The following is a 15,656-nucleotide window of genomic DNA, read 5'->3' on the forward strand; positions in this document are numbered from 1 at the left end:
GCCTAGAGGAGGAGCGGCGATGATCGGAAGCAAGGCCGCTGACATGACTCGGGGTGACCACGGACCGGGCCCCACTCCAGCTCCCGGGCCAGCCAGTCGGTCCACTCCGGGCCGACCTCGGCGGGCAGCACCAGTAGCGCGGGTTCGGGGCTGTAGCAGGTGGCCAGGCAGGCATAATGGTGCGCCTGCCGCAGCCGTCGGGCGCGCTGGGCGGCGTCCATGCCCGGGGCGAAGAACTGCTCGTTGAAGTCCGCGACGTTGCCCACGTGGACCGCCGCCCGCCCGCCGGTCCAGGCCCCCACCCATCCGTCCATGGAGGCGAGCCTAGGGCCTCGCCAGGTCATGCGTCATGCGTCGGAACGCGATCGGCCATATGCGGCACGGGTGTTGATTTCTGCTCACTTTTGATTTGAACAGGACACAACTTGGCAAAGATATGACCATTCCTCTAGCTCTACCTGACTGATCGCCGTCAATGTCGGTCGCAGCTCTTTTCCCTGCAGCTACCCCGACTGGAGTCAGAGTGAGCCCCACCTCCTCCTCCCGCCGCCCCCTCGCGGCCGGAGCCATCGCGGTCGTCGCCGCCCTCGTCGCCGTCGCCGTCCCCACCGGCACGGCCTCCGCCGCCACCGGCACGAGGGACGCCGCGATATCCCAGGCCCGCGCCAACGTCACCCACAACGCGGGGGTGTTCGGCTTCGGCGCCGGCCAGGACCTCGTCGTCAAGGACGTCGTCCTCGACGCCGACGGCACCCAGCACGTCCGCTTCGACCGCACCTACCAGGGCCTGCCGGTGGTCGGCGGTGACCTGGTCGTCCACCAGGACGCCCGCGGCCGGCTCAAGGACTCCTCCCGCGCGGCCGCCCACGACGCCGCCGTCAGGTCCACCGTCCCGAAGGTGCCCGCGCAGGCCGGCGCCGCCAACGCGCTCGCGGCCGCACCCGGCGTCCAGGACGCCACCAGCACGCCCGAACTGGTCGTCTGGGCCGCCGACGGCACGCCCCGGCTCGCCTGGCGCACCACCGTCGAGGGCACCGGCGAGCACGGCCAGCCGGCCGGCAAGGTGGTCGTCACCGACGCCACCACCGGCGAGCAGATCGAGACCTACGACGCCGAGCACCAGGCCTCCGGCACCGGCCACTCCGAGTACACCGGCGACATCACGATCGACACCACCGCACAGAGCGGCGGCGGCTACACCCTCAAGGACGCGGTCCGCGGCCACGTCACCAAGGACGCCAACAACGTCGCGGCGAGTGCGCTCAAGGCCAGCTCCGGCACCGCGTTCACCAGCACCACCAACGTCTGGGGCGACGGGAAGAAGTTCTCCACCGACCGCTCCACCGCCGCCGTCGACGCCCACGCCAACACCGCCTGGACGTACGACTACTACAAGAACACCTTCGGCCGGAACGGCATCAAGAACGACGGCAAGGGCGCCACCGTCTTCGTCCACGTCGGCACCAACTGGGACAACGCCCAGTGGTCCGACAGCTGCTTCTGCATGATGACCGGCGACGGCGACGGCACCACCGACCCCGAGCAGGTCGACCTCGACACCATGGGCCACGAGATGACCCACGGCGTCACCAGCGCCACCGCCAACCTGCGCTACAGCGGCGAGTCCGGCGGCCTCAACGAGTCCACCAGCGACATCTTCGGCACCATGGTGGAGTGGTACGCCAACAACAAGGTCGACACCCCCGACTACCTGTTCAGCGACCAGTCCACCCCGCCGTGGCTGCGCCGCTTCGACAAGCCCTCGCTCGACGGCCGGTCGGCGGACTGCTGGAGCAGCTCGGTCGGCAAGCTCGACGTGCACAACTCCTCGGGCGTCGGCAACCACTGGTTCTACCTGGCCAGCGAGGGCAGCGGCAGCAAGACCATCAACGGCTACACCTACAACAGCCCCACCTGCAACAACTCCACGGTGGCCGGCATCGGCAACCAGAAGATCGCCAAGATCTGGTACCGCGCGCTGACCGTCTACATGACCTCCACCACCACCTACAAGGGTGCCCGCACCGCCTCCCTGAGCGCGGCCAAGGACCTGTACGGCCTCAACAGCACCGAGTACAAGGCCGTCGCGGCGGCCTGGAGCGGCGTCAACGTCAACTGACGTACCGTCCCCGGGCGGTGGAGGTCAGGCCGTCAGACGGTCAGGCGGTCAGGCGGTCAGGCGGTCAGGCGGTCAGGCGGTCAGGCGGAGAACCCCACGTGGACGTGGTCGTGGTGGGTGTCGTCGGTGAAGAACTGGTTGCCCACGCCCGGGATCGCCACCGGACCGCCCACATTGTACGAGCCGGCGGCGGCCGCGTCCCGCATGAAGGACTCGATCAGCTGCCGGGGCGTCGACGGGTCCACCACCGCCTGACCGTCGATCCGCCAGACGTCGAAGGCCCGGCCCAGCGGATGGTCGCTGGGCCGGGTCGTCCCGAAGACGTCCAACGGGTGGCCGGTCCGCACCACGCTCACCGACAGCGTGTACGGTCCGGCCAGCCGGAGCATCGCCGCCAGCACGCTGTCGTGCACGGTGCCGCTGCGCAGGTCGGCGGCCGCCTCGGGCGGCAGCTCGATCCTCGGCTGGGCCAGCACCTGCGCCACCGCCGGGGCGGGTGAGGCGGCGGCCGGGCCCGGCTCCCCCGGGTTCAGGCCGGTGACGGTCCAGCGCGGCGCGGCCCGGCTCAGCCGGACGTCCACCGTGGTGCCGCCCTCGGCGACCGAGCCGTCGGCCCGGCGGGTCCACTGCCGGCAGACCACCAGCACGCTCGCCGAGTCCGCGAGGATCCCGCCGTACTGGGCGTCGATCACCTCCAGGCTCGCCTCGGCGGCCGTCGGGGCCAGCGGCCCGGCCCGGTCCGCCAGTTCGGGCGGCAGGCCGAGCGCCGCCACCCGGGCCCGGGCCGCCTCCACGCCCTGCCCGCCCGGCGGCCAGGCGCCGAGCGCGGCGACCAGCTCGACGGCGCGGCGCTTGACGTCGGGCTGCACCTCGGACGGGCCGGGCTGCCAGAGCGCGGGGTTCGGCAGGGCGGAGACCGTCGGTGTCCCCGTCGGCGTCGGGGCCACCGTCCACGTCGACGTCTCCGTCGGTGTACCGGCCGGACCCGTCGTCACCGCGGGCCGCCCGGCCCCGCTCCCGCACCCCGCCGCGCCCAGCAGCAGCGCGGCCGCACCCGCCCTCAGCACACCGCGCCGGCCCGCACCCCGGGCACCGTCTCCGCTCGTCACGCGGCCAGTATGCGGCCGGGCGGCGCCCGGCGGGCGGACGCCGCCACGAGGGCCGGCCCGGGCCCGGCCCATGGGTCAGCCCGGCCCGTGGGTCAGCCCAGACCATGGGTCAGCCCAGGCGGCGGATCGGCTCGCCGGCCAGGTAGGCCGCGATGTCCTCGACCGCCTCGCCGTAGTAGCGGCGGTAGTTGTCGCGCGACACGTACCCCAGGTGCGGGGTGGCCAGCAGCCTGGGCGCGGTGCGCAGCGGGTGGTCGGCGGGCAGCGGCTCGACGTCGAAGACGTCCACGGCGGCGCCCGCGATCCGGCCCCCGGTGAGCGCGGCCAGCAGCGCGTCCTGGTCGACGATCGCCGCCCGGGAGGTGTTCACCAGGTACGCCTCGGGCTTCATCAGGGCGAGTTCGGCCTCGCCCAGCAGTCCCCGGGTGCGCTCGCCCAGGGCGAGGTGGATCGAGACGAAGTCGGCGCCGCTCAACAGCTCCTCCTTGCCGGCGGCCCGGCGCACGCCGACCTCGGCGGCCCGCTCGTCCGTGAGGTTCTGGCTCCAGGCCAGCACGTCCATGCCGAAGGCCAGTCCGACCCGGGCGACCAGGCCGCCGATCTTCCCCAGGCCCAGCAGCCCGAGCACCCGCCCGTGCAGGTCGGCGCCGACGGTGCTCTGCCAGGGGCCGCCCTCGCGCAGCGCCGTGCTCTCCGGCACGATGCCGCGGGCCAGGCCGAGCAGCAGCGCCCAGGTCAGCTCGACCGGCGGGGTGGAGGAGCTGGCCGTCCCGCAGACCGTCACGCCGTGCGCCTCGGCGGCCGCATAGTCGATCGCCGAGTTCCGCATGCCCGAGGCGACCAGCAGCCTGAGCCTCGGCAGCCGGGCGAACAGCGAGGCCGGGAACGGCACCCGCTCGCGCAGGGTCACGACGAAGTCGAAGTCGGCCAGGGCGGCGGCGAGTTCGTCTTCCGACCCGAAGTGCTCGGAGAAGGCGGTCACCGCCACCCGGTCGGAGACCGGGGACCAGTCGACGATGCTGGTGGCGACGCCCTGGAAGTCGTCGAGGACGGCGCACCGAAGGGTCCGAAGTGTCATGCCCGCACTCTCCCAGACGCCGGTCGGCGCCCGGCGTGCCAGGCCCCGGTCCGAGCTGCGGGTCTGCGGGATCGGCCCCCGGGGGTGGACCGGCCCCCGGTCACGCCACGGAGGGCTGCCCGGTCGGCCTGATCCTCGTCCCGGTGGCGAGCACCAGACCGAGCAGGCAGCCCGCCACCAGGCCGGCGCCGTGGTTGTTCCGCAGCGCGCACAGGAACAGGCCGGCCGCGGGGATGAGCAGCAGGTACCAGGTGCCCTTGAACGTGAGTCCCAGGGCGCTCCCGCGCAGCAGGCAGGTGACGGCCAGGGCGCCGAGCAGGCCGCAGACGGCCACGGAGTCGCCGCCGCCGCGCGGCGACCAGCCGGCCAGGCTCACCACGTGGGCGAGGACGCCGCTGGCGAGGAAGACGGCCAGGGTCCGCCACCATCCGAGGACCGACTCGGCGACGGCGCCGACCACGAGCAGGGCCGGCAGGTTCATCGCGATCTGCGCGATCCCGGAGGACTGCACCAGCAGGGCCGTCCCGGCCCGCCACCACTGCCCGTCGGACAGCGCACCCGGCTGCCGCATCAGATCGTCGACCAGGGTGGGCACGGCGTACTGGAGCACGGCCATCACCGCCATCAGCGCGAACAGTGCGAGGGTGGCCCGGGGCCGCCGTGCCAGGGCGGCCCGGACCACGGCGAGCACCTCGCCCGGCCCGGCGCCCGCCGGAGCGCCGGCTCCCGGGCCGGCGGCGGAGCCGGCCAGCGCCAGCGCCTGAAGTCCCACGCTGACCACCACGGCAGCGCTCGCGTACAACCCGATCTCGTGCGGCGACATCGCCGACCCCCCGTTCACCCGACCCCGGGCGCTCCCGCCCGTCGACGAGCCCCATCATCCCGGCCGGGCGGGGCCCCGGACCAGGGCGGGTGATCATGGAAACGGCATGACGGTTGTCACAGTCCCGACAGGTCCGCCGTCACGGCGCCCTCCCCCGTGGACAGCAGCCCGCCGTCACCTCCGCCCCCGTGGATTCCGCGGGGATTCGTACATTCCCGAATCGCTGGCGGTCAGGGCAGGGCAGTGGCGATCATGACGGCATGACTTCTGGCACCACCCCCGCCCCCGCCTCCGTCACCGCTGCCGTCACCGCTGCCGCCTCCGGCAGTTGGACGCTCGGCGACCGCACCGTCCACCGGATCGGCTTCGGCACCATGCGCCTGCCGCAGACCGGCCGGGCGCTCGTCCCCGACGCCGTACCGCGCGACCGCGAGCAGGCCGTCCGGGTACTGCGGCGCGCCGTCGAACTGGGCGTCAACCACCTCGACACCGCCGCCTTCTACTTCTCCCCGCTGCGCTCCGCCAACGAGCTGATCAACCGGGCGCTCGCGCCGTACGCCGACGACCTGGTGATCGCCACCAAGGTCGGCCCGGGCCGCGGACTCGACGGCGAGTGGGTGGAGCACGCCCGCACCCCGGAGCGGCTGCGCGGCCAGGTCGAGCAGAACCTGCGCCAACTCGGCCGCGACCACCTCGACCTGGTGAACCTGCGGATCGTCGGCACCGACTCGATCGCCGAACGCTTCGGCGCCCTCGCCGAGTTGCGCCAGGCCGGGCTGATCCGCCACCTCGGCCTCTCCAACATCCACCCGCACCAGCTCGCCGAGGCGCAGGCCGTCGCGCCCGTCGTGTGCGTGCAGAACCCGTACGGCATCGGCGCCTCGCCCGAACAGGACGCCGTGCTGCGGCTCTGCGGCGAGCAGGGCATCGCCTTCGTCCCGTTCTACGCGATCGCCGGAGCCGGGCGGGAGTCCGGCACGGGCGGCGCCGAACCGGCCCAGGTCCGGGCGGTGGCGCAGGCGCGCGGGGTCAGCCCGGCCCAGGTCCGCCTCGCCTGGACGCTCCACCAGGGCCCGCACGTCCTGGCCATCCCCGGCACCGGCGACCTGGCGCACCTGGAGGACAACATCGCCGCCGGGGCCCTGCGCCTCTCCCCGGAGGAGTTGGCGCTGCTTCAGGGGGCGCACACGGGCTGACCCGGAACCAGGCAGGGCCGCGGCGGCACCGCTCCGGGACGAGCTCAGGATCACCGGCGAGCACGAGAGCACGCACGCCGACACGAACGAGGGAGTCCCGGAGCGCTGCTCCACAACGACCTGCTTCCCGCCCGCGGCCCAGCACTGAGGCCCGTCGACAGGAATATGCAGACCGGTCTATTGTTTTCCGCATGGGAGTCAAGGGTGAGGAGACCCGGGCCCGGCTGATCGCCGGTACCCGGACGCTGATCGAGGCACAGGGCTACTTCGGAACCGGCCTCAACCAGATCGTGGCCGCGACGGGCGCACCGCGCGGCTCGCTCTACTTCCACTTCCCCGAGGGCAAGGACCAACTGGTCGCCGCCTCCCTCGCCCAGGCCGGGCAGGAGGTCGAGGACCTGCTCGCCGCGCTGGCCGCCGAGGGCGCCGACAGCGGAGCGCTCACCGAGCGGCTCACCGAGGTCTTCGCCGAGCGACTGGCGCGCTCCGACTACACCAAGGGCTGCCCGATCGCGATCGTCGCCCTGGAGGTCGCCGGCACCAACGAGCCGCTGCGCGCCGTCTGCGCGGAGGTGTACGAGAGCTGGCAGCGCGTGCTGGCCGGCCGGCTGGAGGCCGAGGGCTTCCAGCCGGCCGAGGCCGCGACGGCGGCCGGGCAGGCACTCGCGCTGATGGAGGGCGCGGTCCTGCTCGCGTCGGTCCGGCGCAGCCGCGAGCCGCTGGACCACGCGCTGCACGCCGTCCGCCACCTGCTCGGCGCCAAGCCGGCCGCCCGCACCCCGTAGGGCTTCGCGGAAGCGGAGCCGCCGCCGACCGGTGCGCGACTCCGCCCCTCCTTCCGATTCCTTGTGCCCGAATTCTCCTGTGCCCGAGGTTTTCTCGTGTCCGAGTTTTCTCGTGTCCGAAAAATATGCAGACCGGTCTACAGATTCCAGCTCCAGGAGTTGCCCCATGCCGTCCTTCCCGCCACCGCCCCGCACCCTCGTCCTCGGCGCCACCGGCTTCCTCGGCCGCTGGCTCGTCCTCGAACTCCTCACCCGCGGCGAGCCCGTGGCCGCCGCCGTGCGCGGCGCCGGCCGTGACACCGAGCTGCGCCACTGGCTGCGCACCCACGGCGCCGACGACACCGCGCTGACCACCGTCGCCGCCGACCTCACCCGCCCCGGCCTCGGCCTCTCCCCCGAGGACGACGCCCGGCTCACCGAGGTCCGCGACGTCCACAACCTCGCCGCCCGCTACCAGTTCGGCCTCACCCGCGCCCAGGCCGAACCCGCCAACGTCCACGGCGCCCTGCACGCCCTCCACTGGTCCGCCACCCGGCCCCGGCTGCGCCGCCTGCTCCACCTCTCCGGCTACCGCGTCGGCCGCGATCCGCAGCCGCAGTACCCGCCCAGCCCCCGCGCCACCACCGCCGCCTACGCACGCCTCGGCGCGTACGAGGCCTCCAAGCTGCTCGGCGACGCCGCCGTCCGGGTCACCGCGCCCCGACTCGGCGTCCCGCTCACCACCGTCAACCCCAGCAGCGTCATCGGCCACTCGCGGACCGGCGAGGCCGGCCAGTACCTGGGCCTGGCCCAGCTCGTCCGCCAGCTCCACCGCGGCCGCCTGCCGCTGCTGCCCGGCACCCGCCGCACCTTCCTGCCCGTGGTCACCGTCGACCACCTGGCCCGCTTCCTCGCCGCCGTCCCCGCCCACGACAGCGCCGCCACCCCCACGCCCGACGGCTCCGCCACCCCCGACGCCACTCCCACCCCCGACGGCTCCGCCGTGGTGGCCCACACCGTCCTCGACCCCGCCACCCCCGTCCTCCCGGACCTGATCGCCCTGCTCGCCGCCCACCTCGGCGTCCGCCCGCCCCGCGGCCTGGCGCCCGTCGCCATCGTCCGCCGCCTCCCCCGCGCCCTCACCGGCGCCGACCCGGAGACCCTCGGCTTCCTCTCCGAGGACCGCTACGACACCACCTCCGCCGACCACCTCGCCACCGCCGCCGGCCTGGTCCACCCGCCCCTCGCCCCGGCCCTCCGGCACTGGGCCGACCGGCTGGTCGCCGAGGACTTCGGCGCCCCGCCCCGGTGACCCCCCCCCCGGTGAGCCCGGCACAGGACGCCGGGGCGGTTCAGCCGGCGGCGGCGAACGGTTCCCTCCACGCGGTTCCTCCACGGCAGGGATTGGCAACCCGGGTGTCATGATGGCGGGGTGACCGATACCGATGCCCCGCTCCCGCCCGACGTCCTCGCCCACCGGCTCATGGACGTGTTCGACCTGGTCGGCCCGCTGTACCGACGGGTGCTCCGCACGGTGGAACTCGCGGCTCCCATCGAGGGGCTGTCCGTCGGCGTGCGCGCCGTACTGCTCCTGCTCGCGGAACACGGGCCCATGACCGTCCCTCAGATGGGCCGTGCACAGGCACTGAGCAGGCAGTTCGTGCAACGCATGGTCAACGACGCGGCAGCCCTGGACCTGGTCGAGATCACCCCGAACCCCGCCCACCAGCGATCCTCGCTGATCCGGCTGACCGGCCACGGCAGGGCCGCCGTCTCCGCGGCGAGCGCCCGCGAGCACGCCCTGCTCCGCCAGGTCGGCGGCGAGCTGACCGACGCCGACCTGACCGCCTGCGTGCACGTCCTCACGCAGATGCTCGAACTCTTCGACAATGTCGACGTGAACTGACCCCCGCACCGCGCGAGCGCGGCCCGGACGCCAGGAGGGCGACCTACCCGAAGACCAGGCTCGTCCAGCAGACGCCGGACCGGCCGTGCAGGTCGCCGCGTTCGGCGCGGTGGAGCAGCCGCAGGCCCTGGGCGGCGGCGAGCGCGACGGTCTCCTCGGGCGGAACGTCGAACATCCGGCGGCCCGGCGGGACGGGGCCGTGGCGCAGGGTCAGGGCGAGGCGCCCGCCCGGGGCGAGCAGCCGGCCGAGGGCGGCCATCGCCAACGCCCGCTCGGCGGGGGCGAGATGCATCCACACGGCGGTCAGCAGGACGAGGTCGAAGCGTTCGGTGCCGGCGCTCAGCTGCGGCAGCTCGGGCAGCTCGTCGGCGACCCAGCGCACACCGGAGCCCGCGTGCAACCGCTCGGCGACGGAACGGAGTTCGGCGGTCGGCTCGACGGCCACCACCGGATGGCCGAGGGCGGCCAGGGCGGCCGCGTCCCGCCCGGTGCCGGCGCCCACGTCGAGGACGGCGGCGGGCGGGGGCGGGTAGCTGTGCAGCAGGTCCGCGTGGACCTCGGCGAAGGTCACGCTCTCGTACTGGACGGCGAGCTCCTCCGCCGCCTCGGCGTAACCGGCAGTGCTCGAAAGCCCGTTCAGGCCTTCCGCCTCGTCCACCCCGTCCACCCCGTCCATCCCGTTCACGTGCTCCACCCCGTTCAACTCGTCCAACTCGTCCACCCCGTTCGTGTCCGCCGCCCCGGTCACCCCGATCACGCCTTCCGGTCCCGGACGACCACCGCGTCACCGGCCGCCGCCGCGTCGGCGAAGAAGTCCCGCAGCTCCCGCAGGTCGGCGACCACCCGGGTCGCCCACGTCTCGGACCACGGCGTCGGGTACCCGAGGCGCGCGACCGTCCGGGCCAGCACGGTGTCCTGCTGGCGCACGAGTTCGCCGAGCGCCGAGTCGCGCAGGAAGGTGAAGGCGGCCGCGACCTGCGCGGGGCTCAGCACCAGCGGATCGGTCTGCGCGGCGTCCGGTTCGCGGCGCTCGCCGCCGTACACGGGCAGGCGGGCGGCCGGGTCGGGGTGCAGGCCGTTCTCGGTGAGGGCCAGTTCCATCAGCCGGGCGGTGCTCCGCACGCCGAGGAGGAGTCCGGCGGAGGCCAGCTGGCCGTAGCGGACGTCCTGCCGGTCGGGGACGAGCTCGCCGAGTTCCGTCGGCGAGCAGGTGTCGACCTCCTGGCCGGGCAGGCGGCGCCAGAAATGATCCACGCTCACCCGGACAGCGTAACGAAAGCGCGGCTCACGCCTCGCCGGGGTGCCAGAGGGGCCACTCCCAGGGGCGATCCGCCCAGTGGACGCGGACCGGATCTCGCGGGTCGAGGTCCGGAAAGAGCTGGTGGATCCGGGGTTCGAACTCCTCGGGGGCGAGCGGCTCCCAGCCGTGGCCCTCGAAGTGGACCAGGCGGTAGCGGCTGTCGGTCCGGAAGTCGGCCACCTCGACCAGGTGCTTGGACGTGCTGTTGGTCTCCATGCCCCCCAGCATGTGGCGCGGCGGCAATCGGCGCCCCTCCAGACCCCTCTTCCGGGTCATGTCCCGGCGTCGGCGCGCTCGTTGAGCACGGGGAAGGCATGGCGGGGGATTCGACGGGGGGTTCGGCGCTGGAAGGACGACAACATGACTGGGCAGTCCACCGGAGGACAGTGGCAGTGGCCGCAGGACGCTTGGCAGCCACCCCCGGTACCCACCGCGTTCGCGCCGGCCCCCGTTCGGCCGCCCGCACCGGCGTCGCGGCGGTCGCGGAAGGTGTGGGCCGCCGCGACCATCGGGACAGTCTCCGTCCTCGCCGCCGTCCTGGCGATGTGCGGGCCGGGGACGGGAGACGAACTGGACGTGGTGGCCCTGCCACACACCTCCCCCTCCGCGTCCGACCCGACGGCGCCGGACCCGCCCGCGTTCTCGCCGCTCCCCACCACACCCGCGCCGTCCCCGCTCCCGCCGCCCACGCCGGAGCGCGCCCGACCGGCCCCGGCCCTGGCCACGGCCACGGCGGCGGCCGCGCCGAACGAGGACGAGCCGGCCGACGCCCAGCACGCGGCGACCGCGCACCCGAAGCCCGGCCGCACCGCGCGCCCCTCGCCGTCGACCCACGGCGCCCCCGCCCCGGCCGGCGCCACCCCGGCGGCTCCGGCTACCGGCGCGGCGCTACCCACCCTCGGCCCGGGCGGCATCTGCGACCAGGCCGAACGCGTCGGCCGCTGGCCCGCGGGCTCGGAGCAGGCCCGCCTCTGCCACAGCATCTACGGCTGAGAAAACGCCTGCGCGGCCACACCCGCACCCGCACGACGAGGGCGCCCCCCCCGGTGGATCCCGGGGGGGGGCCCCCGGGGGGGGGGCGCGCGGCCCCGCCGCCCCCCCGGGTGCCGTTTGCCGCGGGGCGCCCCCCCCGATAGCTCGGGGGGGGGGCGCCCCAGGTGGCGGAGCCGCGCTACCCGGCCGCCTCCAGGATTCCCTTGTCCAGGCGCGGCGCCAGGACGCGGGCCAGGGTGTCGGTGATGTGGCCGGTGTCGCGGTACAGCACCACGCCCTCCAGCACCGCCGGGCAGTCCGGTCCGCTGCCGGGGCACAGCAGCGGGCCCAGGTCGAGGGTGCGGACGCCGTAGCGGGCGGCGAGGCCGCCGTCGAGCATCGGATCCGGTTCGAAGGCGGTGTCGCGCGGGAAGAAGCAGGCGTCCGAGCGGCCGTCGGAGGCGGCGAGGCAGGTCGGGATGTCCTTGCCGGGCATCGGGGTGTCGCCGAGGTAGGCGAGCGGGGCGCCGACGGCGGCGAGGCGGTCCAGGGTGCGGGTCCAGCCCTGGGTGCGTTCCTCCTGGCTGCCGTACCTGTTGAGGCCGGCCATCAGGACGAGGCGCGGCCTGGGCCCGGAGGTGAGCCGGGTGAGGGTGTTCTCGCGCCAGCGGTCGCACTCCTCGAAGGTGCGGCCGAGGACGTTGTTGCGCACGGTGAGGGTGGCGAGCGGGCAGCCGGGCTTGACCAGGACCTCCAGGGCCCAGTGCCGCTGCTCGGCCATCGCGAGTGCGGACGATATCCACTGGCCGGCGTGCGAGTCGCCGAGCAGCACGATCCGGTCGGGGCTGTCCTCGGCGCCGAACAGGCAGCGCGGGCTGCTGTCGGCGTTCAGCGGGATCTCGCAGCCCTTGCCGGGCGGGAAGTCCTCCCGGGCGCGGGCCAGCGAGGGGGTCAGGCCGAGCACCCGCGCACCGGGGGCGAGCAGGGTGGGGCCGGTCGGGGCCCCGGCCGGGGCTGCGGCGGGGGTGTCGGCGGTGCCGCCGAGGGCGCGGACCGTGCCGCCGCCGAGGGTGAGTGCGGCGATCAGCGGGATGACGAGCGCGCTGGCGCCGACCGCGAGGCCCCGGCGCGGCGCCGGGCTGCTGCCGTACCGCAGCGGCTGCTCGACGAGCCGCATGGTGAGCCAGGCGGGCAGCGCGCTGGCTGCGGCGAGGGCGGCCAGGGTGGTCCAGGGCAGGGCGCCGTAGCGGGCCTGGGCGATGGTCAGCACCGGCCAGTGCCAGAGGTACCAGGCGTACGACAGGCGACCGGCGGCGCGCAGCGGCCGGTTGTCGAGGAGGCGTCCGGCGTCGGTGGCGCCGAGCGCGCGGTGGGCGGGGCCGGCGAGCAGGACGGCGGCGGCGCCGAGGACGGGCACCAGCGCGGCGGTGCCGGGGAAGGGGGTGTTCCGGTCGTAGAGCAGGATCGACGCGAGGACGGCGGCGGCGCCGGCCCAGCCGAGCAGTCGCAGCGACCAGGCCGTCCCGCGCCGCTGCACACGGCCGGCCAGGGCGCCGCCGAGCAGCGCAGCGCACGCGCCGGCCGCGAACTCCCAGAGCCGGCTGCCGGTGGAGAAGTAGGCGAGCGGCGCCGAGGTCGCCGTCCACCGGACGCACAGCAGCAGCGAGACCGCGCCGATGGCCGTGGTGGCCAGGGTGATCGCGACGGTGCGGCGGCGGCCGTGCAGGAAGCGGGCGAGGCCGAGCAGCAGAACGCCCCACAGCAGGTAGAACTGGTTCTCCACGCCGAGCGACCAGAAGTGCTGGAGCGGGCTCGGGGCGTGTTCGGCGGCCAGGTAGTCGGTCTGCTGGCCGACGAAGCGCCAGTTGACGACCTGTCCGGCGGAGGCGATCAGGTCGCGGGCGAGGTCGGTGCCGCGCAGCGGGTCGAGCAGCGCGCCGCCGGCGACGGCGGTGGCGACCAGGACGGTGGCGGCGGCGGGCAGGATGCGGCGGGCGCGGCGGGCGGCGAAGTCCCACAGGCCGATCGGGCGGCCGAGCAGCAGTCCGGTGATGAGGAAGCCGGAGATGACGAAGAAGACGTCGACGCCGACGTAGCCGCCCGCGAAGCCGGGAACGGCGGCGTGGTAGGCGAGGACGGAGAGGACGGCGACGCCGCGCAGGCCCTCGATGTCGGGGCGGAAGCCGGTGCGCCGCTGGGCCTGCGGCGGTGCGACGGCTTCTGCGGAGGGGCGCCGCTCGGGCGCGGCCTGCCGGTCCATTCGGACGACGCCGGGCAGCAGTTCGGCCGAGGCGGTGGCGGCAGGGGAGGACGTGGACGACGACGGTGGTGGTACGGCCGTTGACACGGCGGTGCTCCTCGCAGGGGCAGGCAGCGGGTGGTCGGGACCGCCGGGCCGATGGGGCGGCCGGGCGGCGCATCCGCGCCGGTGGGGCGACGCGCTGGGAAACGCGGTGGATCCGAACGAAGTTGATGGGTCGTCAGACATCGACTTTGACGTCAGGAATTGGTGGAGCTCATGAAGTTGACGGAGCGAAGTTGACGGAGCGTCAGAAGATCAGCGGGTCGGCCCAGCCGGAGGCCAGCAGTCCGCAGAGCAGCAGCACGGCGGTGACGGCGACGGCCTCCGCGTGGCCGAAGCCCAGGTCGGACCGGCGCCGCACGGGCGGGGCGACCTCTCCGACGGCGGCCCCGTTGCCACCGCGCAGGAGCGGCCACAGGGACCGGATCAGCGGGATCATGGTGTACGCGGTGAGCGCGAGCAGCGCGGTGAGCGCCCAGAAGGGCTGCCAGCCGTACAGCATGGCCGCGCGCACGAGTCCGGCGATGCCCGCGAGGACGACGAACCCCAGCCAGCCGACGCCGATCCGGGCGACCGCCTTGGCCAGTGAACTGCCGCCCGACACGGCGCCGGTGGGCACCCAGTCGGCACTGCGGCGGCGCAGCGCGTGCGCGATGGCGACCACGTGGCAGAGCCCGCCGAGGAGTTGGACCCGGGTGACCTCGAAGCGCCAGCGGGTGCGGGACATCGCGGGCAGCAGGACAAGCGAGACCCAGATCGGCGGCAGGAACGGCAGCACCTGCCACGGCTGAATCTCACCGGGGGCGAAGAACAGCATGATCAGGGCGGGCAGCGGGACCGCGAAGACGTTCACCGCGCTGGTGACGTAGCCGAGGATGCCGTTCCAGAAGCAGAGCCGGGCGGAGCGAGGGAGCGGTCCGCGGCGGAAGTCCGGGTCGCGGACGAGCGCCAGGGAGCCGAGGCACCAGCGGTACTGCTGGCTGATGAAGGCGGGCAGGCCGGTGGGCGACATGCCCTTGGCGACCAGGGCGGGCACGTACCGGGTGGTCCACCCGGCGCGGGCGAGCGAGAGGCCGGTGTAGAGGTCCTCGCTGTGGTCGATCTCGGCGAAGCCTCCGACGCGCATGAGTGCGGCGCGGCGGTAGAGGGCGTTGGTGCCGCAGCAGACGGTGCCGTCCTGCGCGTCCCGGGAGGGCTGGATCCAGCGGTAGAAGATCTCCTGGGTGGCTCCCGCGGCGCGTTCGAGCCAGGACATGTCGGCGTCCGTGTCGAAGCACTGCGGGCTCTGCACGATGCCGACCTCGGGGTTGTCGAGGTAGGGCACCAGGTGGTGCAGGAAGTCGGGGCGGGGGCAGAAGTCGGCGTCCAGGACGGCGACGATCTCGCCGTTGCCCTCGGCCAGGCCGTGGTTGAGGTTGCCGGCCTTCTTGAACCGGCCGCGGTCGGGGCGGGCCCGGTACTGGAAGCCGTAGGACTCGGCGAGTTCGCGCACCTCGGGGCGGGCGGCGTCGTCGAGGACGATGACGGTCAGCGCGCCGGCCCACTGGACGGCGACGGTGTGGCGGTAGGCGTTCTCCAGGACGGCCAGCGGCTCGCCGGCGGTCGGCAGCAGCAGGTCGACGCTCGGGTGGCGGGCGGGCTGCCAGGCGCGCATCAGCAGATCGTGCGAGTCGCGGGTGTAGCGGCGGGCGCGCTGGCCGTCGGTGAGCGAGAGCAGCCAGGTGGCCGCGTTGAGCACGGTGAGCACCAGGAAGGGCCAGAGCAACGGCCGACTGAGGGCGAACAGGCCGAGGGTGGCGGTGGCTCCCGCGTAGGAGAGGGTGGCGCAGAGCAGCACCCAGCGGCGCTGCGGGCCGAAGTACCAGTAGAGCTCCTCGTCGTCGGGCGGGCTGGGCAGGCGGAGGTCGGGGTCCGCGGGGATCCGGCGCGGGCCGGGGACGGGCGCGGGCATGGCGGTGCCATGGAGTACGGGCATGCGGAAGTGGCCCCCCTGGGCATGGGACGGAACGTGGCCGTTCGCCCTCAGCCTCTCACATTGGCCTAGACCAATCATGAACGAGGTATGACATCTCCGCATCGCCCCTGGT

Annotated in this window: 15 protein-coding genes; 6 read left to right on the plus strand and 9 right to left on the minus strand. The window is 74.3% G+C overall.

Annotated elements, in window-relative coordinates; all coding sequences use genetic code 11:
* Positions 1-2: 2 nt before the first annotated feature.
* Entirely contained in the window at positions 3-314 is a 312-nt protein-coding gene (locus ACFV6I_RS16135; protein WP_380425785.1) for a hypothetical protein, read from the minus strand.
* Between the two features lie 209 nt (positions 315-523).
* Between ACFV6I_RS16135 and ACFV6I_RS16140 the strand changes: the two genes are divergently transcribed.
* Positions 524-2,119 carry a M4 family metallopeptidase gene (locus tag ACFV6I_RS16140; protein ID WP_107452801.1) on the plus strand — a complete coding sequence of 532 codons (1,596 nt, stop codon included), beginning with the start codon at positions 524-526 and terminating at the stop codon, positions 2,117-2,119.
* Between the two features lie 80 nt (positions 2,120-2,199).
* Here the strand turns inward: ACFV6I_RS16140 and ACFV6I_RS16145 are convergent, their stop codons facing one another.
* From ACFV6I_RS16145 to ACFV6I_RS16155, 3 genes are all read right to left on the minus strand, one after another.
* Positions 2,200-3,228, minus strand: a complete 1,029-nt coding sequence (locus tag ACFV6I_RS16145; RefSeq protein WP_380425787.1) for a hypothetical protein — start codon at positions 3,226-3,228, stop codon at positions 2,200-2,202.
* Between the two features lie 109 nt (positions 3,229-3,337).
* Positions 3,338-4,306, minus strand: a complete 969-nt coding sequence (locus ACFV6I_RS16150) for a D-2-hydroxyacid dehydrogenase family protein (protein ID WP_063346119.1) — start codon at positions 4,304-4,306, stop codon at positions 3,338-3,340.
* Positions 4,307-4,406: 100 nt separating this feature from the next.
* Positions 4,407-5,129, minus strand: a complete 723-nt coding sequence (locus ACFV6I_RS16155; protein ID WP_380425789.1) for a rhomboid family intramembrane serine protease — start codon at positions 5,127-5,129, stop codon at positions 4,407-4,409.
* A gap of 260 nt (positions 5,130-5,389) precedes the next feature.
* Between ACFV6I_RS16155 and ACFV6I_RS16160 the strand changes: the two genes are divergently transcribed.
* The 4 genes from ACFV6I_RS16160 (at position 5,390) to ACFV6I_RS16175 (ending at position 8,995) form a co-directional block, all read left to right on the plus strand.
* Entirely contained in the window at positions 5,390-6,325 is a 936-nt protein-coding gene (locus tag ACFV6I_RS16160; protein ID WP_380425791.1) for an aldo/keto reductase, read from the plus strand.
* Positions 6,326-6,516: 191 nt separating this feature from the next.
* Positions 6,517-7,110 carry a TetR/AcrR family transcriptional regulator gene (locus tag ACFV6I_RS16165; RefSeq protein WP_380371452.1) on the plus strand — a complete coding sequence of 198 codons (594 nt, stop codon included), beginning with the start codon at positions 6,517-6,519 and terminating at the stop codon, positions 7,108-7,110.
* 166 nt (positions 7,111-7,276) lie between these two features.
* Positions 7,277-8,401, plus strand: coding sequence for an SDR family oxidoreductase (locus ACFV6I_RS16170; protein ID WP_380425793.1), 1,125 nt, complete (start codon positions 7,277-7,279; stop codon positions 8,399-8,401).
* Between the two features lie 120 nt (positions 8,402-8,521).
* Positions 8,522-8,995: a MarR family winged helix-turn-helix transcriptional regulator gene (locus tag ACFV6I_RS16175; protein WP_380371456.1), complete on the plus strand. Its 474-nt coding sequence runs from the start codon at positions 8,522-8,524 to the stop codon at positions 8,993-8,995.
* Positions 8,996-9,038: 43 nt separating this feature from the next.
* On the opposite strand, the gene ACFV6I_RS16180 is transcribed toward ACFV6I_RS16175, so the two are convergent.
* Genes ACFV6I_RS16180 through ACFV6I_RS16190 form a run of 3 tightly spaced genes read right to left on the minus strand, consistent with a single transcriptional unit; the run spans position 9,039 to position 10,511 of the window.
* On the minus strand, positions 9,039-9,752 hold the full coding sequence (locus tag ACFV6I_RS16180; protein ID WP_380425795.1) for a class I SAM-dependent methyltransferase: 714 nt from the start codon (positions 9,750-9,752) through the stop codon (positions 9,039-9,041).
* The gene (locus ACFV6I_RS16185) at positions 9,749-10,255 is read right to left on the minus strand and encodes a hypothetical protein (RefSeq protein WP_159398314.1); all 507 of its coding nucleotides are present in this window, start codon (positions 10,253-10,255) and stop codon (positions 9,749-9,751) included. Before ACFV6I_RS16185 ends, ACFV6I_RS16180 begins: the two co-directional genes overlap by 4 nt.
* Positions 10,256-10,280: 25 nt before the next feature.
* Positions 10,281-10,511 carry a hypothetical protein gene (locus ACFV6I_RS16190; protein WP_063350865.1) on the minus strand — a complete coding sequence of 77 codons (231 nt, stop codon included), beginning with the start codon at positions 10,509-10,511 and terminating at the stop codon, positions 10,281-10,283.
* A gap of 273 nt (positions 10,512-10,784) precedes the next feature.
* On the opposite strand from ACFV6I_RS16190, the gene ACFV6I_RS16195 reads away from it, so the two are divergent.
* Positions 10,785-11,288 (plus strand): hypothetical protein, encoded by a 504-nt coding sequence (locus ACFV6I_RS16195; RefSeq protein ID WP_380425797.1) that lies wholly within the window; start codon positions 10,785-10,787, stop codon positions 11,286-11,288.
* A gap of 178 nt (positions 11,289-11,466) precedes the next feature.
* On the opposite strand, the gene ACFV6I_RS16200 is transcribed toward ACFV6I_RS16195, so the two are convergent.
* Both ACFV6I_RS16200 and ACFV6I_RS16205 read right to left on the minus strand, forming a co-directional pair.
* A complete protein-coding gene (locus tag ACFV6I_RS16200; RefSeq protein ID WP_380425801.1) occupies positions 11,467-13,614 on the minus strand; it encodes an acyltransferase family protein in 2,148 nt (715 codons plus the stop codon).
* A 202-nt stretch (positions 13,615-13,816) separates the two neighbouring features.
* Complete coding sequence (locus ACFV6I_RS16205) at positions 13,817-15,544, minus strand: cellulose synthase catalytic subunit (protein ID WP_363373247.1); 1,728 nt, start codon at positions 15,542-15,544, stop codon at positions 13,817-13,819.
* Positions 15,545-15,656: the final 112 nt, after the last annotated feature.

The organism is Kitasatospora sp. NPDC059803, assembly GCF_042732255.1.
Lineage (GTDB): Bacteria > Actinomycetota > Actinomycetes > Streptomycetales > Streptomycetaceae > Kitasatospora.